General features: G+C 62.7%; 24 protein-coding genes and 2 pseudogenes. 14 read left to right on the forward strand and 12 right to left on the reverse strand.

Annotation, left to right across the window (positions count from 1 at the left end; all coding sequences use genetic code 11):
• Nucleotides 1–33 precede the first annotated feature (33 nt).
• Entirely contained in the window at nt 34–888 is an 855-nt protein-coding gene (locus ACZYZ7_RS08135) for an alpha/beta hydrolase (RefSeq protein ID WP_450069607.1), read from the reverse strand.
• Nucleotides 889–984: 96 nt separating this feature from the next.
• Between ACZYZ7_RS08135 and ACZYZ7_RS08140 the strand changes: the two genes are divergently transcribed.
• A complete protein-coding gene (locus ACZYZ7_RS08140) occupies nt 985–1,590 on the forward strand; it encodes a TetR/AcrR family transcriptional regulator (RefSeq protein ID WP_450069606.1) in 606 nt (201 codons plus the stop codon).
• Nucleotides 1,591–2,503: 913 nt separating this feature from the next.
• Here the strand turns inward: ACZYZ7_RS08140 and ACZYZ7_RS08145 are convergent.
• Both ACZYZ7_RS08145 and ACZYZ7_RS08150 read right to left on the reverse strand, forming a co-directional pair.
• A complete protein-coding gene (locus tag ACZYZ7_RS08145) occupies nt 2,504–2,668 on the reverse strand; it encodes a hypothetical protein (RefSeq protein WP_450069605.1) in 165 nt (54 codons plus the stop codon).
• Nucleotides 2,638–2,853: pseudogene (locus ACZYZ7_RS08150) on the reverse strand (hypothetical protein); the annotation flags it as partial. The gene ACZYZ7_RS08145 and the pseudogene ACZYZ7_RS08150, both read right to left, overlap by 31 nt.
• Before the next feature lie 63 nt (nt 2,854–2,916).
• Between ACZYZ7_RS08150 and ACZYZ7_RS08155 the strand changes: the two are divergent.
• Nucleotides 2,917–3,096 carry a hypothetical protein gene (locus ACZYZ7_RS08155; protein WP_463740610.1) on the forward strand — a complete coding sequence of 60 codons (180 nt, stop codon included), beginning with the start codon at nt 2,917–2,919 and terminating at the stop codon, nt 3,094–3,096.
• A 798-nt stretch (nt 3,097–3,894) separates the two neighbouring features.
• Here the strand turns inward: ACZYZ7_RS08155 and ACZYZ7_RS08160 are convergent.
• From ACZYZ7_RS08160 to ACZYZ7_RS08175, 4 genes are all read right to left on the reverse strand, one after another.
• Nucleotides 3,895–4,386, reverse strand: coding sequence for a hypothetical protein (locus tag ACZYZ7_RS08160; protein ID WP_450069603.1), 492 nt, complete (start codon nt 4,384–4,386; stop codon nt 3,895–3,897).
• Between the two features lie 132 nt (nt 4,387–4,518).
• Nucleotides 4,519–5,805, reverse strand: coding sequence for an alpha/beta fold hydrolase (locus ACZYZ7_RS08165; RefSeq protein WP_463740611.1), 1,287 nt, complete (start codon nt 5,803–5,805; stop codon nt 4,519–4,521).
• A 43-nt stretch (nt 5,806–5,848) separates the two neighbouring features.
• Nucleotides 5,849–6,148, reverse strand: coding sequence for a hypothetical protein (locus ACZYZ7_RS08170; protein WP_450069601.1), 300 nt, complete (start codon nt 6,146–6,148; stop codon nt 5,849–5,851).
• 1 nt (nt 6,149) lies between these two features.
• Complete coding sequence (locus ACZYZ7_RS08175) at nt 6,150–6,806, reverse strand: DJ-1/PfpI family protein (RefSeq protein WP_450069600.1); 657 nt, start codon at nt 6,804–6,806, stop codon at nt 6,150–6,152.
• A 76-nt stretch (nt 6,807–6,882) separates the two neighbouring features.
• Here ACZYZ7_RS08175 and ACZYZ7_RS08180 point away from each other — a divergent pair, with 76 nt between their 5' ends.
• Nucleotides 6,883–7,854 (forward strand): GlxA family transcriptional regulator, encoded by a 972-nt coding sequence (locus ACZYZ7_RS08180; protein WP_463740612.1) that lies wholly within the window; start codon nt 6,883–6,885, stop codon nt 7,852–7,854.
• Between the two features lie 971 nt (nt 7,855–8,825).
• Nucleotides 8,826–9,524 (forward strand): VOC family protein, encoded by a 699-nt coding sequence (locus ACZYZ7_RS08185; protein ID WP_450069598.1) that lies wholly within the window; start codon nt 8,826–8,828, stop codon nt 9,522–9,524.
• A gap of 301 nt (nt 9,525–9,825) precedes the next feature.
• On the opposite strand, the pseudogene ACZYZ7_RS08190 reads toward ACZYZ7_RS08185, so the two are convergent.
• A pseudogene (locus ACZYZ7_RS08190) lies at nt 9,826–10,063 on the reverse strand (ATP-binding protein); the annotation flags it as partial.
• A 224-nt stretch (nt 10,064–10,287) separates the two neighbouring features.
• Here ACZYZ7_RS08190 and ACZYZ7_RS08195 point away from each other — a divergent pair.
• From ACZYZ7_RS08195 to ACZYZ7_RS08225, 7 genes are all read left to right on the forward strand, one after another.
• Nucleotides 10,288–10,803: a YlcI/YnfO family protein gene (locus ACZYZ7_RS08195; protein ID WP_463740613.1), complete on the forward strand. Its 516-nt coding sequence runs from the start codon at nt 10,288–10,290 to the stop codon at nt 10,801–10,803.
• A 73-nt stretch (nt 10,804–10,876) separates the two neighbouring features.
• The gene (locus ACZYZ7_RS08200; RefSeq protein WP_463740614.1) at nt 10,877–11,722 is read left to right on the forward strand and encodes a DUF4097 family beta strand repeat-containing protein; all 846 of its coding nucleotides are present in this window, start codon (nt 10,877–10,879) and stop codon (nt 11,720–11,722) included.
• Nucleotides 11,723–11,752: 30 nt separating this feature from the next.
• Nucleotides 11,753–12,712, forward strand: coding sequence for an ATP-binding cassette domain-containing protein (locus tag ACZYZ7_RS08205; protein WP_463740615.1), 960 nt, complete (start codon nt 11,753–11,755; stop codon nt 12,710–12,712).
• Nucleotides 12,709–13,536: an ABC transporter permease gene (locus ACZYZ7_RS08210; protein WP_463740616.1), complete on the forward strand. Its 828-nt coding sequence runs from the start codon at nt 12,709–12,711 to the stop codon at nt 13,534–13,536. The genes ACZYZ7_RS08205 and ACZYZ7_RS08210 overlap by 4 nt, the downstream gene beginning before the upstream one ends.
• Before the next feature lie 133 nt (nt 13,537–13,669).
• The gene (locus ACZYZ7_RS08215) at nt 13,670–14,848 is read left to right on the forward strand and encodes a cytochrome P450 (RefSeq protein ID WP_463740617.1); all 1,179 of its coding nucleotides are present in this window, start codon (nt 13,670–13,672) and stop codon (nt 14,846–14,848) included.
• The gene (locus ACZYZ7_RS08220) at nt 14,845–15,063 is read left to right on the forward strand and encodes a ferredoxin (protein WP_450069592.1); all 219 of its coding nucleotides are present in this window, start codon (nt 14,845–14,847) and stop codon (nt 15,061–15,063) included. Before ACZYZ7_RS08215 ends, ACZYZ7_RS08220 begins: the two co-directional genes overlap by 4 nt.
• Nucleotides 15,064–15,072: 9 nt before the next feature.
• Nucleotides 15,073–16,287 carry a cytochrome P450 gene (locus ACZYZ7_RS08225; RefSeq protein WP_463740618.1) on the forward strand — a complete coding sequence of 405 codons (1,215 nt, stop codon included), beginning with the start codon at nt 15,073–15,075 and terminating at the stop codon, nt 16,285–16,287.
• Between the two features lie 155 nt (nt 16,288–16,442).
• Here the strand turns inward: ACZYZ7_RS08225 and ACZYZ7_RS08230 are convergent, their stop codons facing one another.
• The gene (locus ACZYZ7_RS08230) at nt 16,443–16,736 is read right to left on the reverse strand and encodes a TetR/AcrR family transcriptional regulator C-terminal domain-containing protein (protein WP_463741049.1); all 294 of its coding nucleotides are present in this window, start codon (nt 16,734–16,736) and stop codon (nt 16,443–16,445) included.
• Here ACZYZ7_RS08230 and ACZYZ7_RS08235 point away from each other — a divergent pair.
• The 3 genes from ACZYZ7_RS08235 to ACZYZ7_RS08245 all read left to right on the forward strand — a co-directional run bounded on the left by ACZYZ7_RS08235 (nt 16,624) and on the right by ACZYZ7_RS08245 (nt 18,781).
• On the forward strand, nt 16,624–16,956 hold the full coding sequence (locus tag ACZYZ7_RS08235) for a PaaI family thioesterase (protein ID WP_463740619.1): 333 nt from the start codon (nt 16,624–16,626) through the stop codon (nt 16,954–16,956). The genes ACZYZ7_RS08230 and ACZYZ7_RS08235 overlap by 113 nt on opposite strands.
• A 560-nt stretch (nt 16,957–17,516) precedes the next feature.
• Nucleotides 17,517–17,756 carry a hypothetical protein gene (locus tag ACZYZ7_RS08240; RefSeq protein WP_463740620.1) on the forward strand — a complete coding sequence of 80 codons (240 nt, stop codon included), beginning with the start codon at nt 17,517–17,519 and terminating at the stop codon, nt 17,754–17,756.
• A 299-nt stretch (nt 17,757–18,055) separates the two neighbouring features.
• The gene (locus tag ACZYZ7_RS08245) at nt 18,056–18,781 is read left to right on the forward strand and encodes a class I SAM-dependent methyltransferase (protein ID WP_463740621.1); all 726 of its coding nucleotides are present in this window, start codon (nt 18,056–18,058) and stop codon (nt 18,779–18,781) included.
• A gap of 254 nt (nt 18,782–19,035) precedes the next feature.
• Here the strand turns inward: ACZYZ7_RS08245 and ACZYZ7_RS08250 are convergent, their stop codons facing one another.
• The 3 genes from ACZYZ7_RS08250 to ACZYZ7_RS08260 all read right to left on the reverse strand — a co-directional run bounded on the left by ACZYZ7_RS08250 (nt 19,036) and on the right by ACZYZ7_RS08260 (nt 23,472).
• Nucleotides 19,036–21,921 (reverse strand): MMPL/RND family transporter, encoded by a 2,886-nt coding sequence (locus tag ACZYZ7_RS08250; protein ID WP_463740622.1) that lies wholly within the window; start codon nt 21,919–21,921, stop codon nt 19,036–19,038.
• The gene (locus ACZYZ7_RS08255; protein ID WP_450069584.1) at nt 21,918–22,352 is read right to left on the reverse strand and encodes an MmpS family transport accessory protein; all 435 of its coding nucleotides are present in this window, start codon (nt 22,350–22,352) and stop codon (nt 21,918–21,920) included. The genes ACZYZ7_RS08250 and ACZYZ7_RS08255 overlap by 4 nt, the downstream gene beginning before the upstream one ends.
• 109 nt (nt 22,353–22,461) lie before the next feature.
• Complete coding sequence (locus ACZYZ7_RS08260) at nt 22,462–23,472, reverse strand: NAD(P)/FAD-dependent oxidoreductase (RefSeq protein ID WP_463741050.1); 1,011 nt, start codon at nt 23,470–23,472, stop codon at nt 22,462–22,464.
• Between the last annotated feature and the right edge of the window lie 106 nt (nt 23,473–23,578).

The following is a 23,578-nucleotide window of genomic DNA, read 5'->3' on the forward strand; positions in this document are numbered from 1 at the left end:
TTTGCGTCCGGCGAGAGATGAGGCGGCTTGCGCTCACATGGGGCGGCAGGTCCTGAGGTAACTGAGGAACGATGCCTGCAGGCCAGTAACGTGCGTTTCGTGCAGGATCTCGCTGGTGACCGTTTCGTTGCGTGAAGTGAGGCGGTGAAGGACGGTGGCCGTGTTCTTCGCGAGGCTTTGGTAGACGGCCAGGTCTCCGAGAAGCTCGCGGTCGTTGAAGGTTACGTGGAGCTTGGCAGCACGCCGGCTGTCACCCAACTCGTCGAGCTGGGCGAAGATCTGACTGTCTTCACCGATGACGCCGGGGCTGCCCGCTCCAATGCTCTCGAAGACGGTGCTGCCGGTGAGCCAGGCATACAGACTGAAAAGTCCGCCGTAGGAGTAGCCGAACAGGCCGTGACCGATCGCGGCTGTGCCGTAGTCGCGTTCGATCCGCGGGTGCAGTTCCGTGGTCAGGAAATTCAGGAACACATCGGCGTGGGTGTCGCGTAGTTCGGCGAGGTAGGCGTCAGCTTCGTCGCGTGTCCTCATGCCTGATTGCAGTCCCATCTCCACGGCATCGATGAGCTCCTTGGCGATGGGCTCGCCGGGTGGCACGAAGTCTCTGTTGCGCAGCCGGTCCCAGTCCTGCGCTTCCTCGCCCGCGTACCCGACGCTGACTTGGATGTAGGGCCGAATCCGTTGCATGGGGTCCATCTGGGTCACGATGAGCGGAGCCGTCAGGCCCACGGCAAAGTTGCCGTCGAGCACGTACACGACGGGCACTTGTGGTGTGGCGCGGTCGTAGCCGGGTGGCGTGGTAACCCAGACGCCATAGTCATGCCCACCGCTGGAACGCATCTCGAAGTAGTCGGTGTCCGCGAGACAGCCTTGCCACATGGCGCTCATCAAAGGTCCTTCACAACTCGGCCGGCCGCGCAGCACGGTGCCCTCAGCGGCTCGTTATCCATTGGAAAAATCTTATCCAATGGATAAAGTGTCGGGGTGATCTTGTCAAGCGTGGAAGGCAAAGGCGAGGCACGCGAGCGCCTTCTTGCTCGGCTTCTCGCTGCCTTCGGGGAATCCCTTCCCTCTCCGGACATGTCGCTGCGTGAGGTCGCCGCCCGGGCCGAGACCAGCCACGCCCTGCTGCGGTACCACTTCGGGTCGCTCTCGGGCGTCTTGGCGGCGATGCTCAAGGAACAGCGATCTCGTGACAACGAGGTGTTTTTCGAGACGGCCCAGCAGGGCACCTTCGACGAACTCGTCGTGGCGATCTGGCGGGCCTACACCCGCCCGGAGCGGCTGTCCCGTATCCGCGGCTTCTTTCACGTCGTAGGACTTGCCGCATACAGCCCCGGGGACTTTCGTGAGTTCATCGACTCGCTCGACGACCTGACCATGATGCTGGCCTCGCTCGCAGAACGCGAAGGGCGCAACGCTGAGGAGGCGCTGAACATGGCCATCATCGCGGTCGCCGCGCTGCGTGGCCTGCTCCTGCGGGAAGTTCTGACTCCAGGCGGCAACTCGGGGGACGCCGTTGCCTTGATCCTGTCCATGAGCAACGGGTCGATGCGCTCCACGCACACGGCCGGGCACTTGAGCAAGTAGCCGCCTTTGGCCACCACTTCAGCCCCTCGAAGAAGCCGCTTAGAAGCACCTGTGCTCACCGAAGACTCCCTAGGCGCTACCGGCCGCTAGGTTGAACGACAAGGCAGGCGTGATCCAATCACCCGCCAGATAGATGCGATAACTGCGAGCTCATTGAGACCAGACATGTAGGTCCGTGTGCCGACGATGTGTGACTGTTAGCGGCCGACACGAGGCGTGATTATCGGCAGAACGCCCATGCGGGACAATGACTTGTGTGGCCAGCGGGCGAGCAGCTGCCGACCGTTCGCAGTTGGCGCACAACACTTACCGATCCGTCTATATGCAGTGCTCGTGCGATGGACACGGTGAGACAGTTGTCAATCGTCGTCTATCGGGTCCACCTGGACGAAAAGTGCATCGACGTCGCCTGCGGTCCTGATGCGCTCGAACCTGTCGACGTGATCGGTTCGGTACCCGTCCATGTGAGAAGGAATATCGTGCCCTGTCAAAAGGCTCTCATGGCTTCGTTGAGGCATTGGTGACCGAGGTTGAAGGCGAATGTTGCAGCCGATTGACACGGTGCGTCGCTGACCGGGCCCCCGTGAATCGCGGAGTTGCGCAGTCTCTTCAGGCGTGCCAGCTGGCGATCGAAGCGCCGGCATTGCTCGTCGAGGCGACCAAACATTCCTGACGGAGTTGCCAGTGCCGTCGCGACCTCACCTAGCCCGCGTGACAGCCAATGGTCAGCGTAGATGCGCTGCAGAGCCGAAATATTGTCGGCAGCGCCGCGAACATCAAAGTGCTCGTGTGGTCCCACTGTCCGCATCAACCGTGACCGGATCTCGAACAGCTCGCGCTGAGCGGGCGCGCCAGGTCGCCGATCTGGCACATGATCGATTGCCGCCTTTGTGAAGTGGCTAATCAGTTGGGATCATGGCCGGGCTGCGAGCGCTCTTCCTTCCTGCGAGGTGTCGGCCATTGCTTCGATGATCCAGACGTTGGTGTCGATGTTCAGGAAGTGGTCGTTGAGTTCGAGAACGCCGGAGGTGGCGGCCCGTTCGACCCCTATGTTTCCCGGCAGGTGGACGGTTGCCAACTGACTCGCAGCATCACTGCGGATTGAAGTACGGCACCGGAATGCATTGCTGTGAAATCGTCTTCGATATCGCTGAGGTGGATCCGCTCGGTAACGAACTTCTCCAGGCGGCCCTGCAGGTGCAGGTCGATGATCGTCGGGAAGACACCTTCAGGTAGGCAGTCCCCGTACCAGGAGGACTTTAGAGGGCGGGTGTAAGTATTGATGGATTACACCGCAAAATCCAGTGCCGCCAAGCTTGTCTCGGCGTGCTCACGCAGCTGACCGGCAAGGGCGTGGTCAGCTGGGTGAGCACGGATCTAGGGGTGTTCGACGTCACCGGTAGCGGTTTCACGGTGGTGGAGCTGGCGCCCGGGGTCGATCACGACGACGTGGTGGCCAAGACGGCGGCGCCATTGACCCGCAGCCAGGTATCCGCGTCAGTCTGAGTGCTACGGCCGAGTCGAGCACGCGCGCGGCGATCCGGAACGTGGTGTTGGTGTCGGGCACGCTGCAGCAAATCGCACATTTGAGCAGACCCATCGAGCAGTTCGCGAAGACGTGGCGCAGGAATCGGATTGGCTACCGAGGCTCGTCATCTGCCCGCTTTCCCGGATCTGGCCCCTCGGCGTGAGGGGATAGCCGCGTTGTCTGACAGCCTGCTGCGCGTGCGGCAAGTAGTCCGCCGATGCCGGGTATGAGTGCGACTAGCCATACGCGGTGGATGCCGTTCATGAGCAGAATCGCCGCGACAACCGTGGCGGTGTAAACGAGTCCGTGAAGAGGGCCGAGGATGTGTGAGATGGCAGGCAGGTGAACAGTCGCCAGATTTAGCAGCATGAGAATAAGCGTGAGCAGCTCGATCGATCCGATGACGTGAAGTGTTCGGCGAGAATTCACAGTTCTACTCCGATGATCGGTCCTCGCAAGTAGGTCACGCTTGGGCGGTTCCCCAGAAAGGCGTGGATGTCTGAGTCAGCGGGACGGTGGATGTATATGTGTCTGGCGTCAGCGTTCGTTCGCCCCGCCGTATCGGGTGATCCATCGCAAGCCGATCACCGCGGTGACTCTTGAACTGAAGACGCATGTAATCCGTGTTGCACGAGGGGGTGAGTGAGGCAGGATCGGCTGTGCCGCCTGGCACAGCCGATCCTGTTGATAACTAACCGCTTTCACTGCATGAAGGGCCGCGTCGGTGCGGTTACGGGCGAAGATGGCTGAGCGGGTATATGCGTGCACTCAGGCATTCATAAGCCCACTCCTGTAGTCGAGCCTGGTCGCAGAACCATGAGTATGACGACGACAACCCAAAGTAGGTTGAATATGCCGGTTTGTGCCCCCAGCAGGCCGACGAGTCGGCCTGCTGGGCTGCTGTCGGAGGAACTGACGGATGGGGCGCGATCGACAGTTGCCAATGCCAGGCGCTGAGCAGGCAGTATCAGCATGATGAGGATGCCAGCCGCGACAACGGTGATCGCCACCGATACCAGTAGCCACGCTTGGCCGAGCACCCCGAGGCTTGCGGCAGTCGCCAGACCAAAAACCGGGACTGCGAGTGCGACTACCGCGTATACCCTTGTAATTCGGTGAAGGAGCCGGACGGAGGCAACGGCTTGTTTGTTGCCCGCGTCGTGGATGGCGGTGCGGACTGCCCTCGGGAACATGCTTGTAGCGACTGCGACCGGGCCGATCGTCAGAATCGCTGCCACCAGGTGGATGGATAACAGGAATGCTGTCACTGGTTCACTCCGTTGTTGGTGTGGGCACAGCCGAAATAGATTCGCGCCCTGCTGGTTTTGCTACTCATCCGAGTCGGTCACGGCGACGGGTGAAGGGCGCCGCTTTCCCTTTGGCCATCGGTGTCGGAAGACTCAGGTCGGTGAATGCTCGTCGAGGAAGTTGGCGAGGTGGTGAACGTATGCATCTCGTCCGATCAGCGAAGAATGGATGGTGTGGGGGCTGCCCTCGACACGGTGAATTTCCACATTGGGGTGCGTTTCGATAAGTTGTCGGTCGTACTGCCATGGAAACGCTCCGCCGGCGGCTTCGTCAGCGGCGAGAATGAAGGTCGGAACCTGTACCGGTAAGGCTGTGTCAATGCCCCGGGTCATGGTTCCATCGATCGCCGATTCGGTGACGCCTGGGTCAAGGACCATGAGCGAGTAGGCGACGGCGGGCATGCTCGCGGGCTGGGTAACGCTGCCGAACGTAGCGTTGGGGCCGAGAGTTTTGGCTCCCAGTTCCCGGATGATGTGGTCGGTATTGGCTTTCTGCGCGTGCCAGGCTTGTCGCTGGGTCAGCGTCCAACGCAGCACCGAAGTAATAGTGTCTGTTGAGTAGACGAACTCCGGGAACAACGCGGGATCTTCAAGAAATACAGCCTTGACCAGATCGGGACGCTTTTGAGCGATGGTCCATCCGATCGCCCCGCCCAGTGAGAAACCGACCAGTGCGGCGGGACGATCTGCAACAGATTCCAGGATATTGATGGTGTCATCGACATACCGCGAAAGGCTGTAGCTGTCCGGCTTGTGGCCGGATTCGCCGTGCCCACGGTGGTCTGGCTTGATTATCTTTCTGCCAGCAGTGATCTCGGTCGGCAGCCAGTCATAGGTTGCCCTGCTGGACGTCACGCTATGCAGGAACACCACCGGGGTCCGACCGGTTGGACCGTCCACATCGACTGCCAGTTCGACACTGTCACTGGCGATTACCTTGACGTTCGCCGTCGGCAGTCCGCGTCGGTACGGCTCGGCGGGGTCTTCGGCAGGACTTATTGACTCCCAGTGCTCGGCGATGATTCCCTCCTCGAGGCGGAACACCTCGTTGATAGTGGTCCATCCATCCTCGGGCTCGAACCGGCCGACACTTTCAACATGGACATAGTGACCGTCGGCGAGCAGACGCTTCAGGCGTAGCTCGCCACGCGGATGCGCCGGCCCGAAGGAAAGAACGAACTGCTTCAACTCCTCACGGGTGCTACCCGGCACCGTCGCGGCATGTTCAAGGTAGTCCTGGCTGTCGCAGCGGTCGATCTGCGACTCGTCACACGCCGCCAGTGCCTCAAAGGAGGACACGACGGCGTCCAGGTTGCGTTCCTCATCCGCGGAACGGGTACGTCCAGAGGTGCGCAGCATCGAATCTAAGAGCAACTTCATGGTGTGATCTTTCTGAGTATTAGAGGGGTGATGTTGGGGAGTCTTAGACCCGTCGCGCGCCGGTCACCGCGGACCGGGGCAACCGGCCAGCGCGTGAGTGCCCGGACATCTCGTCTCCGAGAATCACGACGTCGAATTCGAGGTTCAACCGCATCGGCTTGGTGACTTTCTGCCGCCACGTCAAGTGGTTGCCGCTCTGCGAAACATCTTGCAGTTCAACGACCTCACCCTTCAGGGTGGCCCTGCCGGACAGGCCGGCGGAAGTGTCGCTGAACGAATACTCCACTGCCAGCGAGCCGATCGGCGTTTTGATGGTGACGTCCCAATCTCCAGCAATATTCATCTCAGGGCTCCTGCGGTTCGATTCCTGATGGCTTCCACGCAGTGCCCCGACGTTCATATTCGAAGAGTTTCTCCACGGCGTGGGCGATACGCGGACCATAGGAACGTTCCAACAGATAGAGGCCCAGATCGAGGCCGGAAGTGACTCCACCGCCGCTGATCAGATCCCCGTCGTCAACCACACGAGCGTTTACCGCGTTCACTCCGGCCGCGTCGAGTACGTCCATCCCCATGTAATGGGTTGTGGCGTAGCGGTTGTCGATTAACCCGCCCATGGCCAACACTATTGAGCCCCCGCAGACGGTTGCCACGGTGATATCGGGATTGGCGAAGGCCTTGCGCATCAACGGGATAAGTGCTGTTTGCGCTGCCCGCGCCAGTAGTACCGGGATGGTCTCAACGCCATCATCTGGGTCACCGTTGATCGGGCCGCTCGCGCCCGGCAATACTACGTAGCCCGGCTTGGTTGGATCGAGCTGGCTGGTGGCCTTCAGGGTCATGTCCTGCGTGCCACTAACCACTTCGCGGGGGCCTTCAGCAGACACCAGCTCCACGGTGAGACCGCCGCCTAGGGCCTGCGCGCCCGCAACGAGGACTTCGAAGGGTGCGATGACATCGAGTGGGTCGAATTTGTCGAAGAGAACGATTTGTGCGTACACACCTGACGATGTTGGTGCATGTTAGCCACCCTCGCTACTGGCTAGATGGCCGTATCGCGCTGCTATATTGCCAACCATGCATCGGATTGCTGTCGTCGCATTGCCGGACAGTGTCGCCTCCGACGTGGCGACACCGATTGACATTTTCGGCCGCGCCCAATCACCCGATGGCAGAGCCGGTTATCAGGTGCAGGTGTGCGGCACTGCCCCCGAAGTCAGTGCCGGGCCGATGCGTATTGCAACAGACCATCGACTCGACATGCTCGGCAGCGCCGATACCATCGTCGTTCCGGGTTGTCATGATCCTCTCGTGGAAGCGCCCGCAGAGTTGATCATCGCTCTAAAAGCCGCATACCGCAACGGTATTCGCATCGCATCGATATGCACCGGGGCCTTCGTTCTTGCCGCGGCAGGTCTACTCGATGGCAAAAGGGCGACGACGCACTGGCTTGGGGCGTCTAGTTTTCAAAGGGCCTATCCCGCGGTGGACCTTGACCCTGATGTCCTTTACGTGGATGCGGGCCAAATCCTGACCTCGGCGGGCGCCTCGGCTGGTTTGGACTTGTGCCTATATATGGTGGCACTCGACTATGGGGCGGCTGTGGCCGCCCAGTCGGCGAGGTTGGCTGTCGCGCCGTTGCACCGCAGCGGCGGGCAGGCGCAGTTCATCATGCGCAACCAGCAGCCATTCAATACCGAGCTCGGCGAGCTGCTCAGTTGGATTGAAACTCATGCCCATCAGCAGCTGACGCTACGCAAGCTTGCCGCCCAGGCATCAACCAGCATCCGCACACTCAACCGCCGATTCCAAGCCGAAACCCGTCAGACGCCAATGCAATGGGTTATCGGCGTGCGGATACGCCACGCGCAACAGCTGCTGGAACGCACGTCCGAGAGCGTCGAAACCATCAGCAGCCAAGTCGGTTTCGAGTCCGCCGCCAACTTCCGTGACCAGTTCAAACGAATCGTCGGCGTACCGCCTCAGGCCTACCGCAAGACATTCCGCAAACAAGTGACAAACCTGAACGGATCAGACTCATCGTCGTAGCGTTCCCAGCCCCGGATGAGTCTTCGTGACGAACGAATACAACCCTCATCCCGATTCCGGTCGTTTGACCAAACCCTTAGGCATCAACCAGCCTGCATCGACGCCAAGCACTGCGGTGATGAAGTGCACGTGAAGTAAGGGAGTTGTCAACGGTGAGCACGACCGTCCCATTCTCGGATCCGCCATTTGGATGGCAATAATGTTCCGCCAACTCCGTGGCAACGCTGAGAAACATGCAGGACGAGGAGTTGCCGTCCGCAATCGAGAATGGCAACCTACAGCTGAGGGTCATTCGCTTGCCACATATCCGGGCTCAACTTCCGAACAGCCCCCGTCAGAACCCGTCAGCGAGTTACAGCCTCAGTGGGGTCGCATGTGCGGGTGACGAGTCCGCTGCCTCCGACGTCTACCTGTTCGGCGACATTGCACAGCGTGGAGGTGGTCGGGGTATCGATGAGGATGTCGTCGCCAGAGATGTAGCAAATTGGCTCGTCACCAACGAAATCAGCGACGAGCAGCAGCGGAACGGCGGGTTCCGTAGTCGCCCACGTCAAGACGTTGGTAGAAGAACTGAAAGTCGGTTCCCCGGCCGATGTCGTTGAGCACCTCGTCCTTTGATTGCCGGGAGTGCCGAGCTAGTACCGTTTCCAAGTCTGGATCGGGTGTGTAGTAGTCCTGCACCTGATACGTTCCAGCGCGCGCGACCACCGCGATTCGTCGACCCGCGCATGTTATTCGATGGGGTAGGTGCCGTCGGAAAAAGCTCACCGAGTGATGCCCCTTTGAGCCGGCCAATTGTGTTAGGGGACTGCGGTATTCGCCGTCCTACTCAAGTCGGTCGATCGACCGTTGACGTCGTGGTCGGCCGTGGCGCCGGCCCGCAGATAGCAGTGCACTGCCGATGACCAGGGTAAGTTGAGGTTCTCACATTCATGGGCGTGCACAGAGGTCGTTGTCTACCTTCGGGACGCATGACGGAGAAGGCGATTCCAAGGCTGATGGCCCCGGCGATCCAGCCGGTAGCCGATTTCTACACAGCGCTGGGGTTCGAGATCACGTTCCAACAGACGGCGCCATACCAATTTCTGAGTGTGAGGCGTGGAGGGATCGAGCTGAACTTCTACGGCGATGAGAAGTTCGATCCGATGACCTCCGCGCATGGCTGCTTAGTCGATACCGATGACGTCGACCTGGTCTATGCGCTCTTCACAGAGGGCCTGCAGGATGCCTTCGGGGCAGTGCCCGTGCACGGGGTTCCGCGGATCGGTGCGTTGACGGACATGAGCTACGGGGTGCGACAGTTCCTGATGATCGATCCGGGTGGGAACACGATCCAGGTTGCCCAACCGATCAGCGAGGACCAGCAGCATCGGCCGTTGCCGAAGGGCACGTTCGACCGAGCAATCCACATGGGCTCGTTGTACGCCGATGCCAAGCAGGACCTGGACTTGGCGGTGAAAGTCCTAGACCGGGCTCTGCATCGGTCCGACGAAGAGCCGACCTCGATTCACCTGGTGAAGCTGCTGGTGCTGCGGGCAGACGTGGCGGTCCGCCAAGGTGAGCAGGACCTGGCCCGGGAACTGCTGGCCCGCGCAAGGGGGGCCGGGGCCAGCGGACCAGAACTGGCGGACGCCCTCCGTCGGGCAACGGAGCTTGAAGCCGGGCTGTAAGCAGAATCCAGGCGGCAGACCCGGGCCGGGCCACGGTCGTCCCAAGCCGGCGCGACGTACTGCGCTGAATTAGACATCAACATCATCCGGTGCACTGTCGAGAACCGCGCACCGGCAGAGTGGTGCCGGAGTTGCAGACCACCTATAACGTGCCCCGGGTTGAATCTGGTTGTTGTTCATAGAATGTCGCTATTGAATCCACGTTGCGACCGGGCTCGATGTCGAAACCCGGTGGCACGCCGTCAACGCGCCGCCACTCGTCGGCCTCGTCCGCACGGTGCGGTGTCCTGCAAGGGGAAAGCTACCCCGTTCGGCTTTTGTCAGCAGTTCGCGGCGAGTGCGGGGTGCGGTAGGAGTCCCCGGTGAGGTGAGTACTTCGGCGTGGTGGACGAGGCGGTCAATCATCGCTGCGGCGACGACGTCGTCGGAGAAGGTTTCGCCCCAGCGGCCGAACGGCAAGTTGCTGGTGACCATGATCGAGCCGATCTCATAGCGGGAGCGATCAGTTGGAAGAACAAGTTGGCCGCGTGTGGCGTGAAGGTGGCCCCCGGCCGCAGGTCGTCCGTCAGGGCTTGTTGTGCCGTGCTCGATGAGCGCACCGCCTTCGAGGCCCGTCGAAGTCCACACCTGACGGTGGGCACGATCGATGAATCTCCCGTCTTGTCCCTTGTGACCAGCGGGTTCATCTAATCCGGTGCGGAATGATGCCACTGGGAGCCATTGAGGGCTTGAAGTGGTGCCACCTGTGTGCCAAAGTGGCACCATGGACTTGACGTCGTACGTCGGCAATCTCGGGCGTGAATTCGCCACACTGGCCGAAGCTCGCGGTGACGACGCCCACGCGTTGATCGAGCGCCTGGCCGAGTCGCTTGAGTCGGCGATCCGGATGACGCTGCTGGACGCGTTGTCGGCCGCTGCAGACGAGATCACCCGGGACCTGGCCCCGGGATCGGTGGAGCTGCGCCTGCGTGGCCGCGAACCGAGCTTCGTCGTCACCGCACCTGTTGCGGAACCGATTCAGGACGCGGCTGAGACTGCTCCCGCGATGGTGGGCGGCGACGCACTGATCGCCGAGGACGGCCCGACCGCACGGATCAACGTGCGCTTGCCCGAACAGCTCAAGACTGCGGTGGAGGAGGCCGCAGCCACTGAGGGACGTTCGGTCAATGCCTGGCTGGTCCGCGCAGCTTTGGCCGCGCTGAGGCAACCGGACCGCGACCCGCCCGCCGAGCCGCGCGGCAAGCACACCAAGCAGCGCTTCACCGGCTGGGCCCGCTAGACACCCCGCCTTCCGCTACACCACGTCCCCGACCTGCGGGGAAGTTCCACGTACCCATGACGAGAGGACAGCTATGCCCAAATTCGAGACACCCGAACCGATTTCGCTAAAGGTCCAGCTCGGTGTCGGGAATGTGCGAATCGCCGCGAGCGACCGCACCGACACCACTGTCGATATACACCCGAGCGACGAAGCCGATGAATCGGACGTCCAGGCCGCCCAGCGAATCAGCGTGGACTACGCGAACGGCGTGCTCCAGATCGCGGGGCCGAAAGCGCGCCTTTTCGACTTCTCCCGCAAGAGCAGGTCGGTGGAGGTGTGCATCGAACTGCCCAGCGGTTCGCAGGTTTCCGGCGAGGTGCAAGTCGGAGACCTCAACGGCACGGGCCGGCTCGGGGAGTTCAGGTTCAAGACCTCCACCGGAAACGTCCGGCTCGAGCGGACCGGTCCCCTGAGCGTCGACACCGCGGCCGGTCACGTCACCGCGACCACCGTCGCGGGGAACGCTGAGGTCCACACCGGCTCTGGGCAGGTCCGCATCGGCGAAGTCGAGGGAGGCGTAGTCGTCAAGAACTCCAACGGTGACACCACGATCGCCGCGGTCACCGGCGACATGCGGGTGCGTGCGGCGAATGGCGACATCTCCGTCGGACGCGCCGGCGCGGATGTCGAGGCGAAGACGTCCAACGGCAGCATCCGCATCGACGACGTGGCCCGTGGCTCGGTCGAACTCGGGACCGCGATGGGCGACCTCGAGATCGGCATCGCCGAGAACACCGCCGCCTGGCTGGACGTGAAAACCAGTTGCGGGCAGGTGCGCAACTTACTGGATGACACCGCCCGGCCTCGGGAGTCTGACGAGATCGTCGAGGTGCGCGCGCACACCTCGTTCGGCGGCATCACGATCCGCCGTTCCTGACCCACTTCTGGCACTGGCGAAAGGGAAACGATGACTACCAACCAATCCCAGCCGGCGATCGCCGTGACGGGGTTGCGCAAGTCGTTCGCGAACCACGTCGTACTGGACGGCATCGACCTGACCGTCCCGCAGGGAACGGTGTTCTCGCTACTCGGCGCGAACGGCGCAGGAAAAACCACCACCGTCAAGATCCTGTCCACCTTGATCAGCGCCGACGCCGGTGACGCCAAGGTCGCCGGCCACGACCTCTCCCGCGAGCCCGATGCAGTGCGCGCCGCGATCGGTGTCACCGGCCAGTTCTCGGCGGTGGACAACCTGCTCACCGGCATGGAGAACCTGCGACTGATGGCGGATCTGCACCACCTGGCCCGCCGCGACGGCCGACGACGCGCAGACCAGCTGCTCGAACAGTTCGACCTTCTCGACGCGGCCGGGAATCCGGTCTCGACATACTCCGGGGGCATGCGGCGGCGGCTCGACCTAGCGATGACCCTGGTCGGCAGCCCGCGAGTGATCTTCCTCGACGAGCCGACCACCGGCCTGGACCCGCGCAGCCGCCGGGGCATGTGGCAGATCGTCCGGGACCTGGTAGCCACCGGCGTCACCATTTTCCTGACCACCCAGTACCTGGAGGAAGCCGACGAGCTGGCCGACCGCATCGCGGTCCTCGACCGCGGCCGACTGGTCGCCGAAGGGACCACCGACGAGCTCAAGCGCCGTATTCCCGGCAGCCACGTCCGCCTGCGGTTTGCCGACCCGCTCGGCCTCGAAGCGGCCGAGAGGGTCCTCGGCGAGGTGTCACGGGACAACGATGCGCTCGTCCTGCGGGTGCCTAGCGACGGCAGCCTCCGCTCGCTAAAGACCCTGATCGACCGGCTCGAAGACCAGGCTATCGAGGTCGACGAGATATCCACGCACACCCCCGATCTCGATGACGTCTTCCTCGCCCTCACCGGAAACCCCGACAACGAGAGAGTGTCCTCCCGATGAGCCCTGCACTCGTCCTCGCCGGGCCAGCCCCGGCGAACCTCCGGTTCCACCCGCTCCGCGACTCCGCGACGATGCTGCGCCGCAACCTCAAGCACATGCTGCGATACCCGTCGATGACCGTGACGCTGCTCGGGATGCCGGTCGTCTTCCTGCTGCTTTTCGTCTACGTGTTCGGCGGCACGATGGGCGCGGGGCTGAGCGCGGGTTCAGGCGGACGCGCCGAGTACGTCGACTACGTCACGCCCGCGATCATCCTGATGACCGTGACGGCCGCAGTCCAGGGGACAGCGATTTCGGTCGCGATCGACATGACCGAGGGCATCATCGCCCGGTTCCGCACGATGCACATCGCCCGCGTCTCGGTGCTGACCGGACACGTCCTGGGCAGCCTCATCCAGACCATGCTCAGCATCGCGGCCGTCATCGGCGTCGCGCTGCTCGTCGGCTTCCGGCCCAACGCCACGCTGGGTGCGTGGCTGGCCACGGCCGGATTCCTGGTGGTGGTGACGTTCGCGCTCGTCTGGCTCTCGGTCGCGCTCGGGCAGCTGAGCAAGACCGTCGAGAGCGCGAGCAACGCGGGCATGCCGCTGCTTTTGCTGCCGTTCCTCGGCAGCGGGTTCGTCCCCACCGGCTCGATGCCTGCCGGGCTGCGCTGGTTCGCCGAATACCAGCCGTTCACCCCGATCATCGAAACCCTGCGCGGTCTGCTCATGGGCACCCCGATCGGCAACGCCGCGTGGATCGCGCTCAGCTGGTGCGCCCTTATTGCCATCGGCGGATACCTCTGGTCGAAAAAGCTGTTCAACAGGGACTACCCGCGTTAGCTGCACGGCCCCCAGGCCAACCGGTCTGCTCCGAAGCACCTCACCCCGCACTGGAGGAACAATGCAGCATCAACCGCCAACAAGCTCGCCCCAGGGCGTCACCGGCGCAGAAGCGATCCCCCGACTGGCAGCCTTGCCCAACACACGAACCGCAAGCTGTCCCTTCGACCCGCCCGAGGAGCTGGCCAGGGTTCGCGAACGGGGTCCGCTCAGCCGGCTCGTCTACCCCGACGGGCACGTGGGCTGGCTGGCAACCAGCCACGCCCTCGTCCGCGCCGTCTTGGCTGATCCCCGCTTCAGCTCCCGGTATGAGCTCATGCACCTGCCGCTGGCCGACATCGGCGACATGCCCTCGGCGCCGGTCGGCGACATCACGGGAATCGATGCGCCAGAGCACACCCGCTACCGCAAGCTGCTTGCCGGCAAGTTCACCGTCCGCCGGATGCAGCGGCTCACCGAACGCGTCGAACAGATCACCACCGAGCACCTGGACGCGATGGCGCAGCACGGCCCGCCGGTGGACCTGGTGCAGGCGTTCGCACAACCCATTCCCGCGATGATGATCTGCGAACTGCTCGGCGTGCCCTACGCCGACCGCGAATTCTTCGAACGCCAAGCGGCTGCGGTGAACGACGTGGCCGCCACGCGAGAAGAGCAACACGCCGCCTACACCGCGCTCGGGCAATACGTGCACGAGCTGGTGCTGAACAAGCGGACCGAGCCCACCGACGATCTGCTCAGCGACCTGACCACCACCGACCTCACCAACGACGAACTCGCCGGGGTCGGGAGCTTCCTGCTCGGCGCGGGCCTCGAAACCACCGCGAACATGCTCTCGCTCGGTGTCTTCGCCCTGCTGTGCGATCCCGAACAACTGGCCGCGCTGCGCGCCGACCCTGGTCTGGCCGACAACGCGGTCGAGGAACTGCTGCGCTACCTGACCATCACCCCCACCGGGGTCCGGGCCGCGCTGGAAGACGTCGAACTCGGCGGTCAGCTGATCAAGGCAGGCGAATCGGTCACCATCTCGATTCAGGCCGCCAACCGGGACCCGGAGAAGTTCGCCGCCCCCGACACCCTCGATCTACGTCGGAACGCCAGCGGGCACTTGGCCTTTGGCCACGGCATCCATCAATGCCTCGGCCAACAACTGGCCCGCGTCGAAATGCGGGTCGCCTTCCCCGCGCTGATCGCCCGGTTTCCGACGCTGCGTCTGGCCATCCCACCCGAGGACGTGCCATTGCGTGATGACGCGAGTTCCATCTACGGCGCGCACCGGCTCCCGGTCACCTGGGACGGAAACGGTCGATGAAAGTCCACGTGGACCGCGACCGCTGCATCGGTGCCGGCATGTGCGCACTGACGGCCCCGGAAGTCTTCGACCAGGACGTCACGGACGGCCGGGTGCTACTGCTCGATTCCGCACCACCACGCCCGCAACAGACGACAGCACGCCGAGCCGCCTACCTCTGCCCCGCGGCGGCGATCACCACCTCGACCGAGAACCCATCCCTGCCAAACGATTAGGAAATCCCGATGAGTCACACGGCACCCATCCCGCACGGCCTCCCTATGGACCGCGATGCCGGCCCCTTTGACCCGCCTCGCCAGATCACCCGGCTGCGCAAGGCGCGTCCGGTGAGTCCCATGGTGTTCCCCGACGGTCACGAAGGTTGGCTCGTCACCGGCTACGACGCGGTCCGCCAGCTCATGGCCGACACCCGGTTCAGCTCCCGCCAGGACATCGGCATTCTTCACATCCCGTACGAGACCCCGGGCATGCCTGCCGCCACCGAACCGTCCCCGCAGACCCCGGGCTTGTTCATCGCCATGGACCCGCCGGATCACACCCGGCTGCGTCGCAAGCTCACCGGCGCGTTCACCGTCAAACGTATGAAGCAGCTCGAAGAGCAGATCCTCGACATCGCAGAGCGGCAATTGGACGAGATGGCGCGCTTGACCCCGCCGGTCGACCTGGTCAAGGAGTTCGCGCTGCCGGTCCCCTCGCTGGTGATCTGTGAACTGCTCGGTGTCCCTAACGCGGACCGGGCGAACTTCCAGACCAACTCCGCCCAGTTCATGCTCAAGGACCAGCAACTCGACGAGAAGATGGCCGCCTATGGCGCAATGACCACGTACCTGGCCGAACTGATCACGCACAAACGTGCCGCGCCCGGGGAGGACATCCTGTCCGATCTGGCCCGCGATGACGACCTCACCATAGAGGAGCTGATCGGCATCGCCTTCCTGCTATTGCTCGCGGGCCACGAGACCACCGCCAACATGCTGGGGCTGGGCACCTTCGCGCTCTTGGAGAACCCCGAGCAGCTGGCCGAACTGCGCGCCCAGCCGGATCTGCTGCCCGATGCGGTCGAGGAACTCATGCGCTACCTGTCGGTTGCCGACATCTTTTTCCGCTACGCCACCGACGACATCGAACTCGGCGGCGAAACCATCGACAAGGGATCGACCGTCGTCATCTCGCTGTTGGCCGCCAACCACGACCCCCAGCGCTTCGACAACCCCGACACTCTGGACATCCACCGCACGGCCCGCGGTCACCTGTCCTTCGGTCACGGCGTCCATCAATGCCTGGGCCAGCAATTGGCCCGTGTCGAAATGCGCGTCGGATTCGAGGCACTCCTGCGCCGCTTCCCGACCCTGCAGCTCGCCGTCCCCGCCCCGGCGGTGAGACTCAGGACCGACATGAACATTTACGGAGTCCACGAACTGCCGGTCACCTGGACCTAGCCTCGACGCGCTACCAGCAACCCACCGCGACCTGGTGAGTAGCGCCGCGTCTGGTCGTGGTGTTGCACCGCGTGAGGTGCGCCTCGCCTGGAACTGCGCGGGCTTCGCCGGCCTGGCCTGCGAAAAATCGCATACCTGTGCTGCAGAAGGAATGGTCAATCCGACCGCGTCGGCACTGATTGTTGAGCTTGCAGTCCATCCAGCAGATACTGCAAGCCCATTCGGTAGCTGCCATCGAAGTCATCGTCGTATAGATAGCCGTTTTCGGCCAGGGTCGGGTATCGGTCACGATCGGCGTTCAACTGGGCCTGTCCGAGCTGGCGGTCCTCGGGGGAAATGCTCAGCGCTACCTGCGACGAGGCCGAGCCCATCACGTGGTTGTACAGCAACCAGGTTGCTGCCGACAAGCCGTGTCCGCTGAATCCGGCGCGAACCAGCGCAGCCTGCAGATTCTACTGCGCGACAGTCGATCTCAACGTCCACTTCATCGCACCCGCACGACCAGGAACACTCCTGGGCGAGGGCCGAGTGATCCGCTCCGGCTCCACCATCGCCTTCCTAGAGGGCGAACTCCGTGACCTCGACGGAAACCTGATCGCCACGGCCACCGCCACGGCTCGTGTTACCCCTACCGACCACTTGGATCGCCGACCGACACCAACCGAATAACCGTGCACTCGGTTCGCCCAGCGCGCCATGACACTGTTGCGGTTGGTGGGGTCGCCGCACAGCAAGTATTGGCGGGTGAGCCAATTGGGGGCAGCGCGACGTCGATGTGCGCACCGTGTTCCCATGTGGCGAGGGGCAGCGTCGCAGCCGCTTAGGGTTACGGCGACTCCGTCATCGAGATATGGTCGATATGTTCGATAATGTTGTGCAGCAGGTTGGTTGACCTACTGGTCAGAACAGTGACCGGTAGTCTTCTCCTCAAGGTTCTTGTCGATCGCCGAAGGTGGACATCTCGCCGTGGGGTGAGCAGTCTGCGCGGGCCCGCGGCGTCGGCGGTGGCCAGTGCTGCGAACAGGGAGTGGCAGATCGCTGCTCTGAGTTCCTCCATTGCGTCCGTGAACCGGGCAGTCTGCAGAGACCGTGGTTCCGTCGTGGGCGGTCTAGGTTCGACTTGTCGGCACGTCCTATTGATTCGCGTGTAAGGCAGGTCTAGCGGGTACTGCCTTGCCGAATGCGCAAGGGTAGCCGTACGACGTGCACGACCCTCATAGGGTGTCGGTATGACGCCGAAAGTGCCGAATCTGGTCGTTGTATCTCCGGTCGGCCGCCGCGCACACGTTGGCGCTGTCTATCCGCAGTTCGCGACCCCTGATCACGAGACCGCTTTGTTCACTGAGCATCTCGCATCCCTGCTCGCGTGGCTGCCTGAGGAAGCGAGTGCCAGTGACATTGCGGACTTTCTGCTGCGCACCGGTGAGGGCACTTCGGTGCTGAATATCCCTTGTCTCAACGATGCGTGACCGTCGGCTCAACCGATCGACTGGCCTGCTCTCGGGCTTGCTCGGCATCGTTGCGGCGCGGTCCCCTCGACGAGGGGTGTCAGCCGCACGTACGGGTCGGCTCGATCGCCCGTCGCGAAGCAACCAGGAGTTGCTCGCTGGGCACCTGCACGTGTTCCTATTTTGCGTGTCTAGCAAGTAGTCCGTCTATGTCGCACTGCGTTCGTACAGTGAAAAAGATTGAGTGTGCGCACTCATCGAACCGCTGAAAGCGGTCATTCGCCAACAACGAAAAACCTAACTACTGAATGGGATTGAGGATGAACGAGCGAAACAAGAAATTGTCCTCAGCTGAGAGGGAAAGCCGACGGAATGAACGCGCTACCAACACCGCTCGGCGACATGGCATCGAGGTACCGGGGCTGGACCAGGAATTCTGGGAACAGCGGTGGGAATCCGCTCGCCGTACTACGAAGGGACGGCCGGCCGTACCCAATTGCACGTTGACTGGTACTGCCGAGCAGCTGCCGCCGGGGGTAGCACTCGATGCCGGTTGCGGCGAAGGATTGGATGCCATCTGGCTGGCTAGCCACGGCTGGACGGTCAGTGCGGTTGATTTCATCGCCAGCGCACTAGAGCGTGGGCGCGTGCACGCCGAGCAGACGGGCGCCGAGGTTGCGCGTCGAATCAACTGGGAGCAAACGGATCTGAGTGTCTGGGTGCCGCCAGAGGGTGCCTTCGATCTAGTTTCGGCGCACTATTTGCACGGCATTGCGCAGCGGGAAGTTCTGTTCCGACGGCTCGCTGCGGCAGTGCGTCCGGGCGGAGCGCTGCTGATCGTGGGCCACCACCCATCCAATGCAGATTTCGCGGGCGGCCAAATGCCGGAAGCCGTGTTCTTCTCTACCGCTGACGTGATGAAGGTGCTCGACGAGAGCTGGAGTCTGGTCAGGGTGGATGACAATGTGCCGCAGCGTGAGATCACCGACCACGACGGTAGGGTTCGAACGCTCCGATCAGCGCTGGTCTGGGCGCAACGGTCATAGAACGCAATGCCGTCGACGATCGAGCGGCCTCGCACTCCGGTTCCAACAGTCGCCCCCGGGTGCGGGCCACCGATCTCGACATCTCCTTGTGCGATCCGTATTCCGTGCAACGCGGAAGCGACCAAACCCCAACGGATTACTCCGCCAATGGTCTGCTAAAGGCGGTGACCTGCTCGTTAATGTCATATGTGTGAACATGATTGGCAAAAATCGACAGGGTTCAGCAGGGATCGGCACCCGTCGTCTGAGCCAACTCATTCCGCTCCCTGGCCTTGGGGTACTTCATCTAAGCTGTGCCGCCCCGCCGATCCCACGCCTACCAACTGCCTCGCTGGCCGGGCTGGTCGGGTCCGTACATTCTGCGGCCACCAGAACCAGCGACCCATTAGCGCGGCGATGGTTGGCATCATGAAGGACCGCACCACCAGGGTGTCGAAGAGTAGACCGAGGCCGATCGTGGTCCCCACCTGAGCCATTACTCGTAGATCGCTCACCGCGAATGTCATCATGGTGAAGGCGAACACCAGACCCGCTGATGTCACCACGCTGCCGGTGCCGGCCATCGACCGGATGATGCCCGTCTTCAACCCCGCCCCGCGTTCCTCCTTGAAGCGGGCCACTAGAAGTAGGTTGTAGTCCGACCCGACGGCGAGCAGGATGATCACGGACATGCCGAGGACCATCCAGTGCAACTGAAGTCCAATGATGTGTTGCCAGATGAGTACTGACAATCCGAACGAAGCAGCCAGCGAGAGCAACACCGTACCGACGATCACCAAAGCGGCCATGACTGCGCGGGTGATGATCAGCATGATGACGAAGATCAGGCAGAGGGCGGATACGGCAGCGATCATCAGGTCGTATGTGGTGCCATCTTGCATGTCCTTGTAGGTCGCCGCGGTGCCGCCGAGGTAGATCTTCGACGTTTCCATAGGTGTGCCCTTGATCGCGTCGAACGCGGCATTTTTGATCTGGGCGATGTGAGTGATGCCCTCAGGGGTTGCAGGGTCTCCCTGATGGGAGATGATGTAGCGCACTGCCTTTCCGTCTGGTGACACGAACTGTTTTAGGCCCCGCTTGAAGTCGGGATTGTCGAAGACTTCAGGGGGAAGGTAGAACGAATCGTCGATCTTGGACTTGTCGAACGCCTCACCCATCGCGTTCGTCTGATCCTGCTGATCTTGCTGGTCTTGCAGACCCTTTTGCGTGGCGTAATTGGTCAGGATCCGGTGCCGGTTGGCTTCCTGACTGGCGATTTGGGGCGGAAGCAGGGCATTCAGCTTCGTTTGAGTGGCAGCAAGCTTGTCCAAACTGGCGGTGATAGTTCCGAACTGGTCGGAGAGTTGGCTGATGCCGTCGATGGCATCGAACACCGATCGCATTGCAGCACAGGAGGGGATGTCGAAGCAGTGAGGTTCCCAGTAGAAGTAGTTGCGCAGCGGTCGGAAGAAGTCGTCGAAGTTGGCGATCTTGTCGCGTAAACCGTTCACGATCGGAACGATGTCGCGAAAGGCGTCTGTTTGCTCATTTTGGGCTGCGGCGTTCTGCTTCTGCAGCTCCATCTGTTGTCTCAGGATGTCGATCGTCTTGGAGATGTCATCGGCCTGGGCAAGAAGGTCCGCGGTGCGCCCTTCCGAATAGGACTGGTTCAGCTGTTGGGTGACGCCCTGCATGCCGATTTGGTATGGGATTGAGGTGTGTTCGATCGGTGTGCCCAGTGGTCGTGTGATGGTCTGCACCCGCGCGATGCCGGGAAGGTGGAAGACGGCCTTGGCGATCCGGTCGACGATGAGCATGTCCGCAGAATTGCGGAGGTCATGGTCGGCTCGGAGCAGGAGCATTTCAGGATTGAGGCGGGCTTGAGAGAAGTGTCGGTCCGCCGCCGCGTAGCCCTCGTTGGCCTCGATGTCGGCAGGCAAGTAGGCGCGATCGTTGTAGCTGGTCGTGTAGGAAGGTAGAGCAAGGAGACCGATTAGGGCGACCGCAATGGACGCCACGAGAATTGGGCCCGGCCAGCGGACGACAGCGGTGCCCACCCGGCGCCAGCCGCGGGTTTTCATGGTGCGTTTAGGGTCCAGTAGGCCGAATCGGCTTGCCACGGTTAGCAGGGCGGGTGCCATGGTAAGCGCGGCCACTGTTACGACGAGCATGCCGATCGCCAAGGGCACACCCATGGTCTGGAAGTACGGCAACCGGGTGAAACTGAGGCAGAAGGTTGCTCCGGAGATCGTCAGACCCGAGCCTAGGATGACGTGAGCGGTCCCTCGGTACATGGCGTAGTACGCGGTTTCGCGGTCCTCGCCGGCTCGACGTGCTTCGTGATATCGGCCCATCAAAAAGATCGCGTAGTCGGTGCCCGCAGCGATTGCGAGCAAGGTAAGCAGGTTGACTGCGAACGTGGAGAGCCCGATCACTTCGTGATAACCCAGAAACGCCACGACGCCCCGGGTGGCCATCAGCTCAAACATCACCATGAACAGGACTAGGACCACAGTGACGATAGAGCGGTAGACAAGCAGCAACATCAACACGATGACCCCCATGGTCACTGCTGTAACCAGTTGCAGACTCTTGTCGCCCGCGTCCTGTTGGGCCGAGGCCATCGGACCCGGTCCGGTGACGAAGACCTTCAAACCGGGCGGCGGCGGAGTAGCGCCTACCACGTTCTTGACCGCCTGGACGGATTCATTGGCCAACGTCTCACCCTGGTTGCCTGCGAGGTAGAGCTGGACGTAAGTCGCCTTGCCGTCGGGGCTTTGCGCGCCCCCCGCGGTCAGCGGATCACCCCAAAAGTCCTGGACGTGCTCGACATGCGTGGTGTCGGCTTCGAGCTTCTTGATCAGGCCGTCGTAATAGCGATGTGCTTCCTCGCCGAGTGGTTTCTCGCTCTCCAGCACGATCATCGCCGAGCTATTGGAGTCGAACTCCTCAAAGACCTTGCCCGCCAGCATCGTTGCCTGCAGCGACGGCGCGTCGTCTGGAGTCAGGGACACCGCGTGCTCCTGGCCGACGACCTCCAACTGGGGCACGACGACGTTGACAATGGCGGTTAGCGCCAGCCATCCCAGCAATACCGGCACGCAAAACACGCGAAGGAACCGCGGAATGGCCGGGTGGGCGGCAATACGGTTGTCGCTCATGCGGACTTCACCAGGCAGAAAGTCTGAGCACTTACGCCTACGGACGTGTTCTCGTCCTTAATTTCGTCGTTGACGGTGATGCGGCAGCCGATGCTGTCCCCGTCGCCCTGGGCGACGATCGTGACACTCGCCGCGGGCGCAGTGGTGCTGAGAGTGACCGACCAGGGCAGAGGGGCATCCCTCACCCTCTGCGGCTGGGCGTCTAGATCGAGATAGTTGATAGTCGCCACGGCACCTTCCTTCCCGAAGATCTCGTATTTCACAACTTTGGGGTTGAACGGCTCGGGGTCTTCGGCGAGGCCGGCGCCGGGGCGCGTGACCTCGTTGTCGGACCCGAACATGCCGTGCATGCGATGGACCACGAATCCTGATATCGCGACGACAACCACTATGAGCAGCGGAATCCACGCACGCTTGACGAGACGAGTCACCGAATGCCTTCGCCGACGCTTGCGTAATCGGACCTGTCGATCGCGATGACTTTCCCAGTGCGAGTTCCTAGTTCGTCGACGCCATCGGCGGTCGGCGGCCAGGGGAGCGTCATCTACTGTTCTCCTCCCGCCCTAAAACGGGGGGAGCGGTTCGGGACCGCACGGCAACCAGGGCCGCATTCGTGTCGGCGATGGCTAGGTCGGCGTTCATGTGCGAGGCAGCGAGGGCGCCTGCAGCCGCAGCCGCGCCGACTTGCGCAGCAAGATCAGTGGCGTTGCCGGCGACCCACACACCCGGCACTTCGGTGGTTCCTGCCATTCCTGTGACCAAGCCGCGGCCCATGCCGCCCGGCAGATCCGCCATCGGCAGCCGCAAGCCATCGAGACCGTCGGTGCGGGCCTGCATCCAAGTGAGTACCGACACGACGCGTCGGGGCACGACCTGTCCGTCGGTGAGCCGCACACCCGTGATGCCCGTCTCGTCGGACCGGATCTCCGCCACCGGGGTGTCGACAACGCGGATACCGCGGGCAGCGAATCGAGCGCGGGTGTCCTCGTCCAGGTCGGTGCCGCGAGTGAAGTACACGAGGTCTTCGGTCAACTGGCGGAACAGCTGCGCGTGAAGGATCGAGCCCGAACCCCCCGCCAAGACGCCGATGGGTTCATCGCGTACCTCCCACCCGTGGCAGAACGGGCAGTGCACGACGCCCTTGCCCCAATGCTGGGCCAGTCCCGGGATGTCGGGGAGTTTGTCCCGCAGTCCGGTGGCGACCAGTACGCGGCGCGTCTGCACGGATCGACTGTCGGAGAGCGTGATGGTGAAGCGCGGATCTCCGTCCGCAGAGGGCACACCCGGGGCGGCGGAGGTTACCTCGCCGGCTACGACTCGCCCGCCGTAGCGCCGCACCTCCTCGCGGCCGCGGCGCAGCAGGTCCTCCGGCGGTGTGCCGTCCAGACCGAGCAGGGCGTGCACGCCCTCGGCGGGCGCGTTGCGGGGAGTGCCGCTGTCGATCACGATGACCGAGCGGCGCAAGCGGGCCAGCATCAATGCGCCACTAAGGCCTGCGGCCCCGCCGCCGATCACCACGGCGTCAACCACGTCACCCGGCAGCAGATCCATCACCCTGTCAGCAGTTGTCACAGGCGTCGTCCCACCCTTTCTCTCGTGTTAGTTGGGGGTCCAGACCGGTCGCCGGTCGGTACGTGATGAGCGTAGGCACGCCTTG

Source organism: Mycobacterium sp. IDUB_17, from assembly GCF_055419465.1.

Bases quoted from the DNA above. Each gene is read 5' to 3' on its own strand.
- ACZYZ7_RS08170 (WP_450069601.1), bottom strand. From the start codon at position 6,148: ATGAATATTGCTGGAGATTGGGACGTCACCATCAAAACGCCGATCGGC.
- ACZYZ7_RS08165 (WP_463740611.1), bottom strand. From the start codon at position 5,805: ATGAAGTTGCTCTTAGATTCGATGCTGCGCACCTCTGGACGTACCCGT.
- ACZYZ7_RS08195 (WP_463740613.1), top strand. From the start codon at position 10,288: ATGGACTTGACGTCGTACGTCGGCAATCTCGGGCGTGAATTCGCCACA.
- ACZYZ7_RS08200 (WP_463740614.1), top strand. From the start codon at position 10,877: ATGCCCAAATTCGAGACACCCGAACCGATTTCGCTAAAGGTCCAGCTC.
- ACZYZ7_RS08235 (WP_463740619.1), top strand. From the start codon at position 16,624: ATGCTCAGCGCTACCTGCGACGAGGCCGAGCCCATCACGTGGTTGTAC.
- ACZYZ7_RS08260 (WP_463741050.1), bottom strand. From the start codon at position 23,472: ATGGATCTGCTGCCGGGTGACGTGGTTGACGCCGTGGTGATCGGCGGC.
- ACZYZ7_RS08210 (WP_463740616.1), top strand. From the start codon at position 12,709: ATGAGCCCTGCACTCGTCCTCGCCGGGCCAGCCCCGGCGAACCTCCGG.
- ACZYZ7_RS08250 (WP_463740622.1), bottom strand. From the start codon at position 21,921: ATGAGCGACAACCGTATTGCCGCCCACCCGGCCATTCCGCGGTTCCTT.
- ACZYZ7_RS08225 (WP_463740618.1), top strand. From the start codon at position 15,073: ATGAGTCACACGGCACCCATCCCGCACGGCCTCCCTATGGACCGCGAT.
- ACZYZ7_RS08240 (WP_463740620.1), top strand. From the start codon at position 17,517: ATGACGCCGAAAGTGCCGAATCTGGTCGTTGTATCTCCGGTCGGCCGC.
- ACZYZ7_RS08180 (WP_463740612.1), top strand. From the start codon at position 6,883: ATGCATCGGATTGCTGTCGTCGCATTGCCGGACAGTGTCGCCTCCGAC.
- ACZYZ7_RS08135 (WP_450069607.1), bottom strand. From the start codon at position 888: ATGAGCGCCATGTGGCAAGGCTGTCTCGCGGACACCGACTACTTCGAG.
- ACZYZ7_RS08205 (WP_463740615.1), top strand. From the start codon at position 11,753: ATGACTACCAACCAATCCCAGCCGGCGATCGCCGTGACGGGGTTGCGC.
- ACZYZ7_RS08220 (WP_450069592.1), top strand. From the start codon at position 14,845: ATGAAAGTCCACGTGGACCGCGACCGCTGCATCGGTGCCGGCATGTGC.
- ACZYZ7_RS08245 (WP_463740621.1), top strand. From the start codon at position 18,056: ATGAACGAGCGAAACAAGAAATTGTCCTCAGCTGAGAGGGAAAGCCGA.
- ACZYZ7_RS08185 (WP_450069598.1), top strand. From the start codon at position 8,826: ATGACGGAGAAGGCGATTCCAAGGCTGATGGCCCCGGCGATCCAGCCG.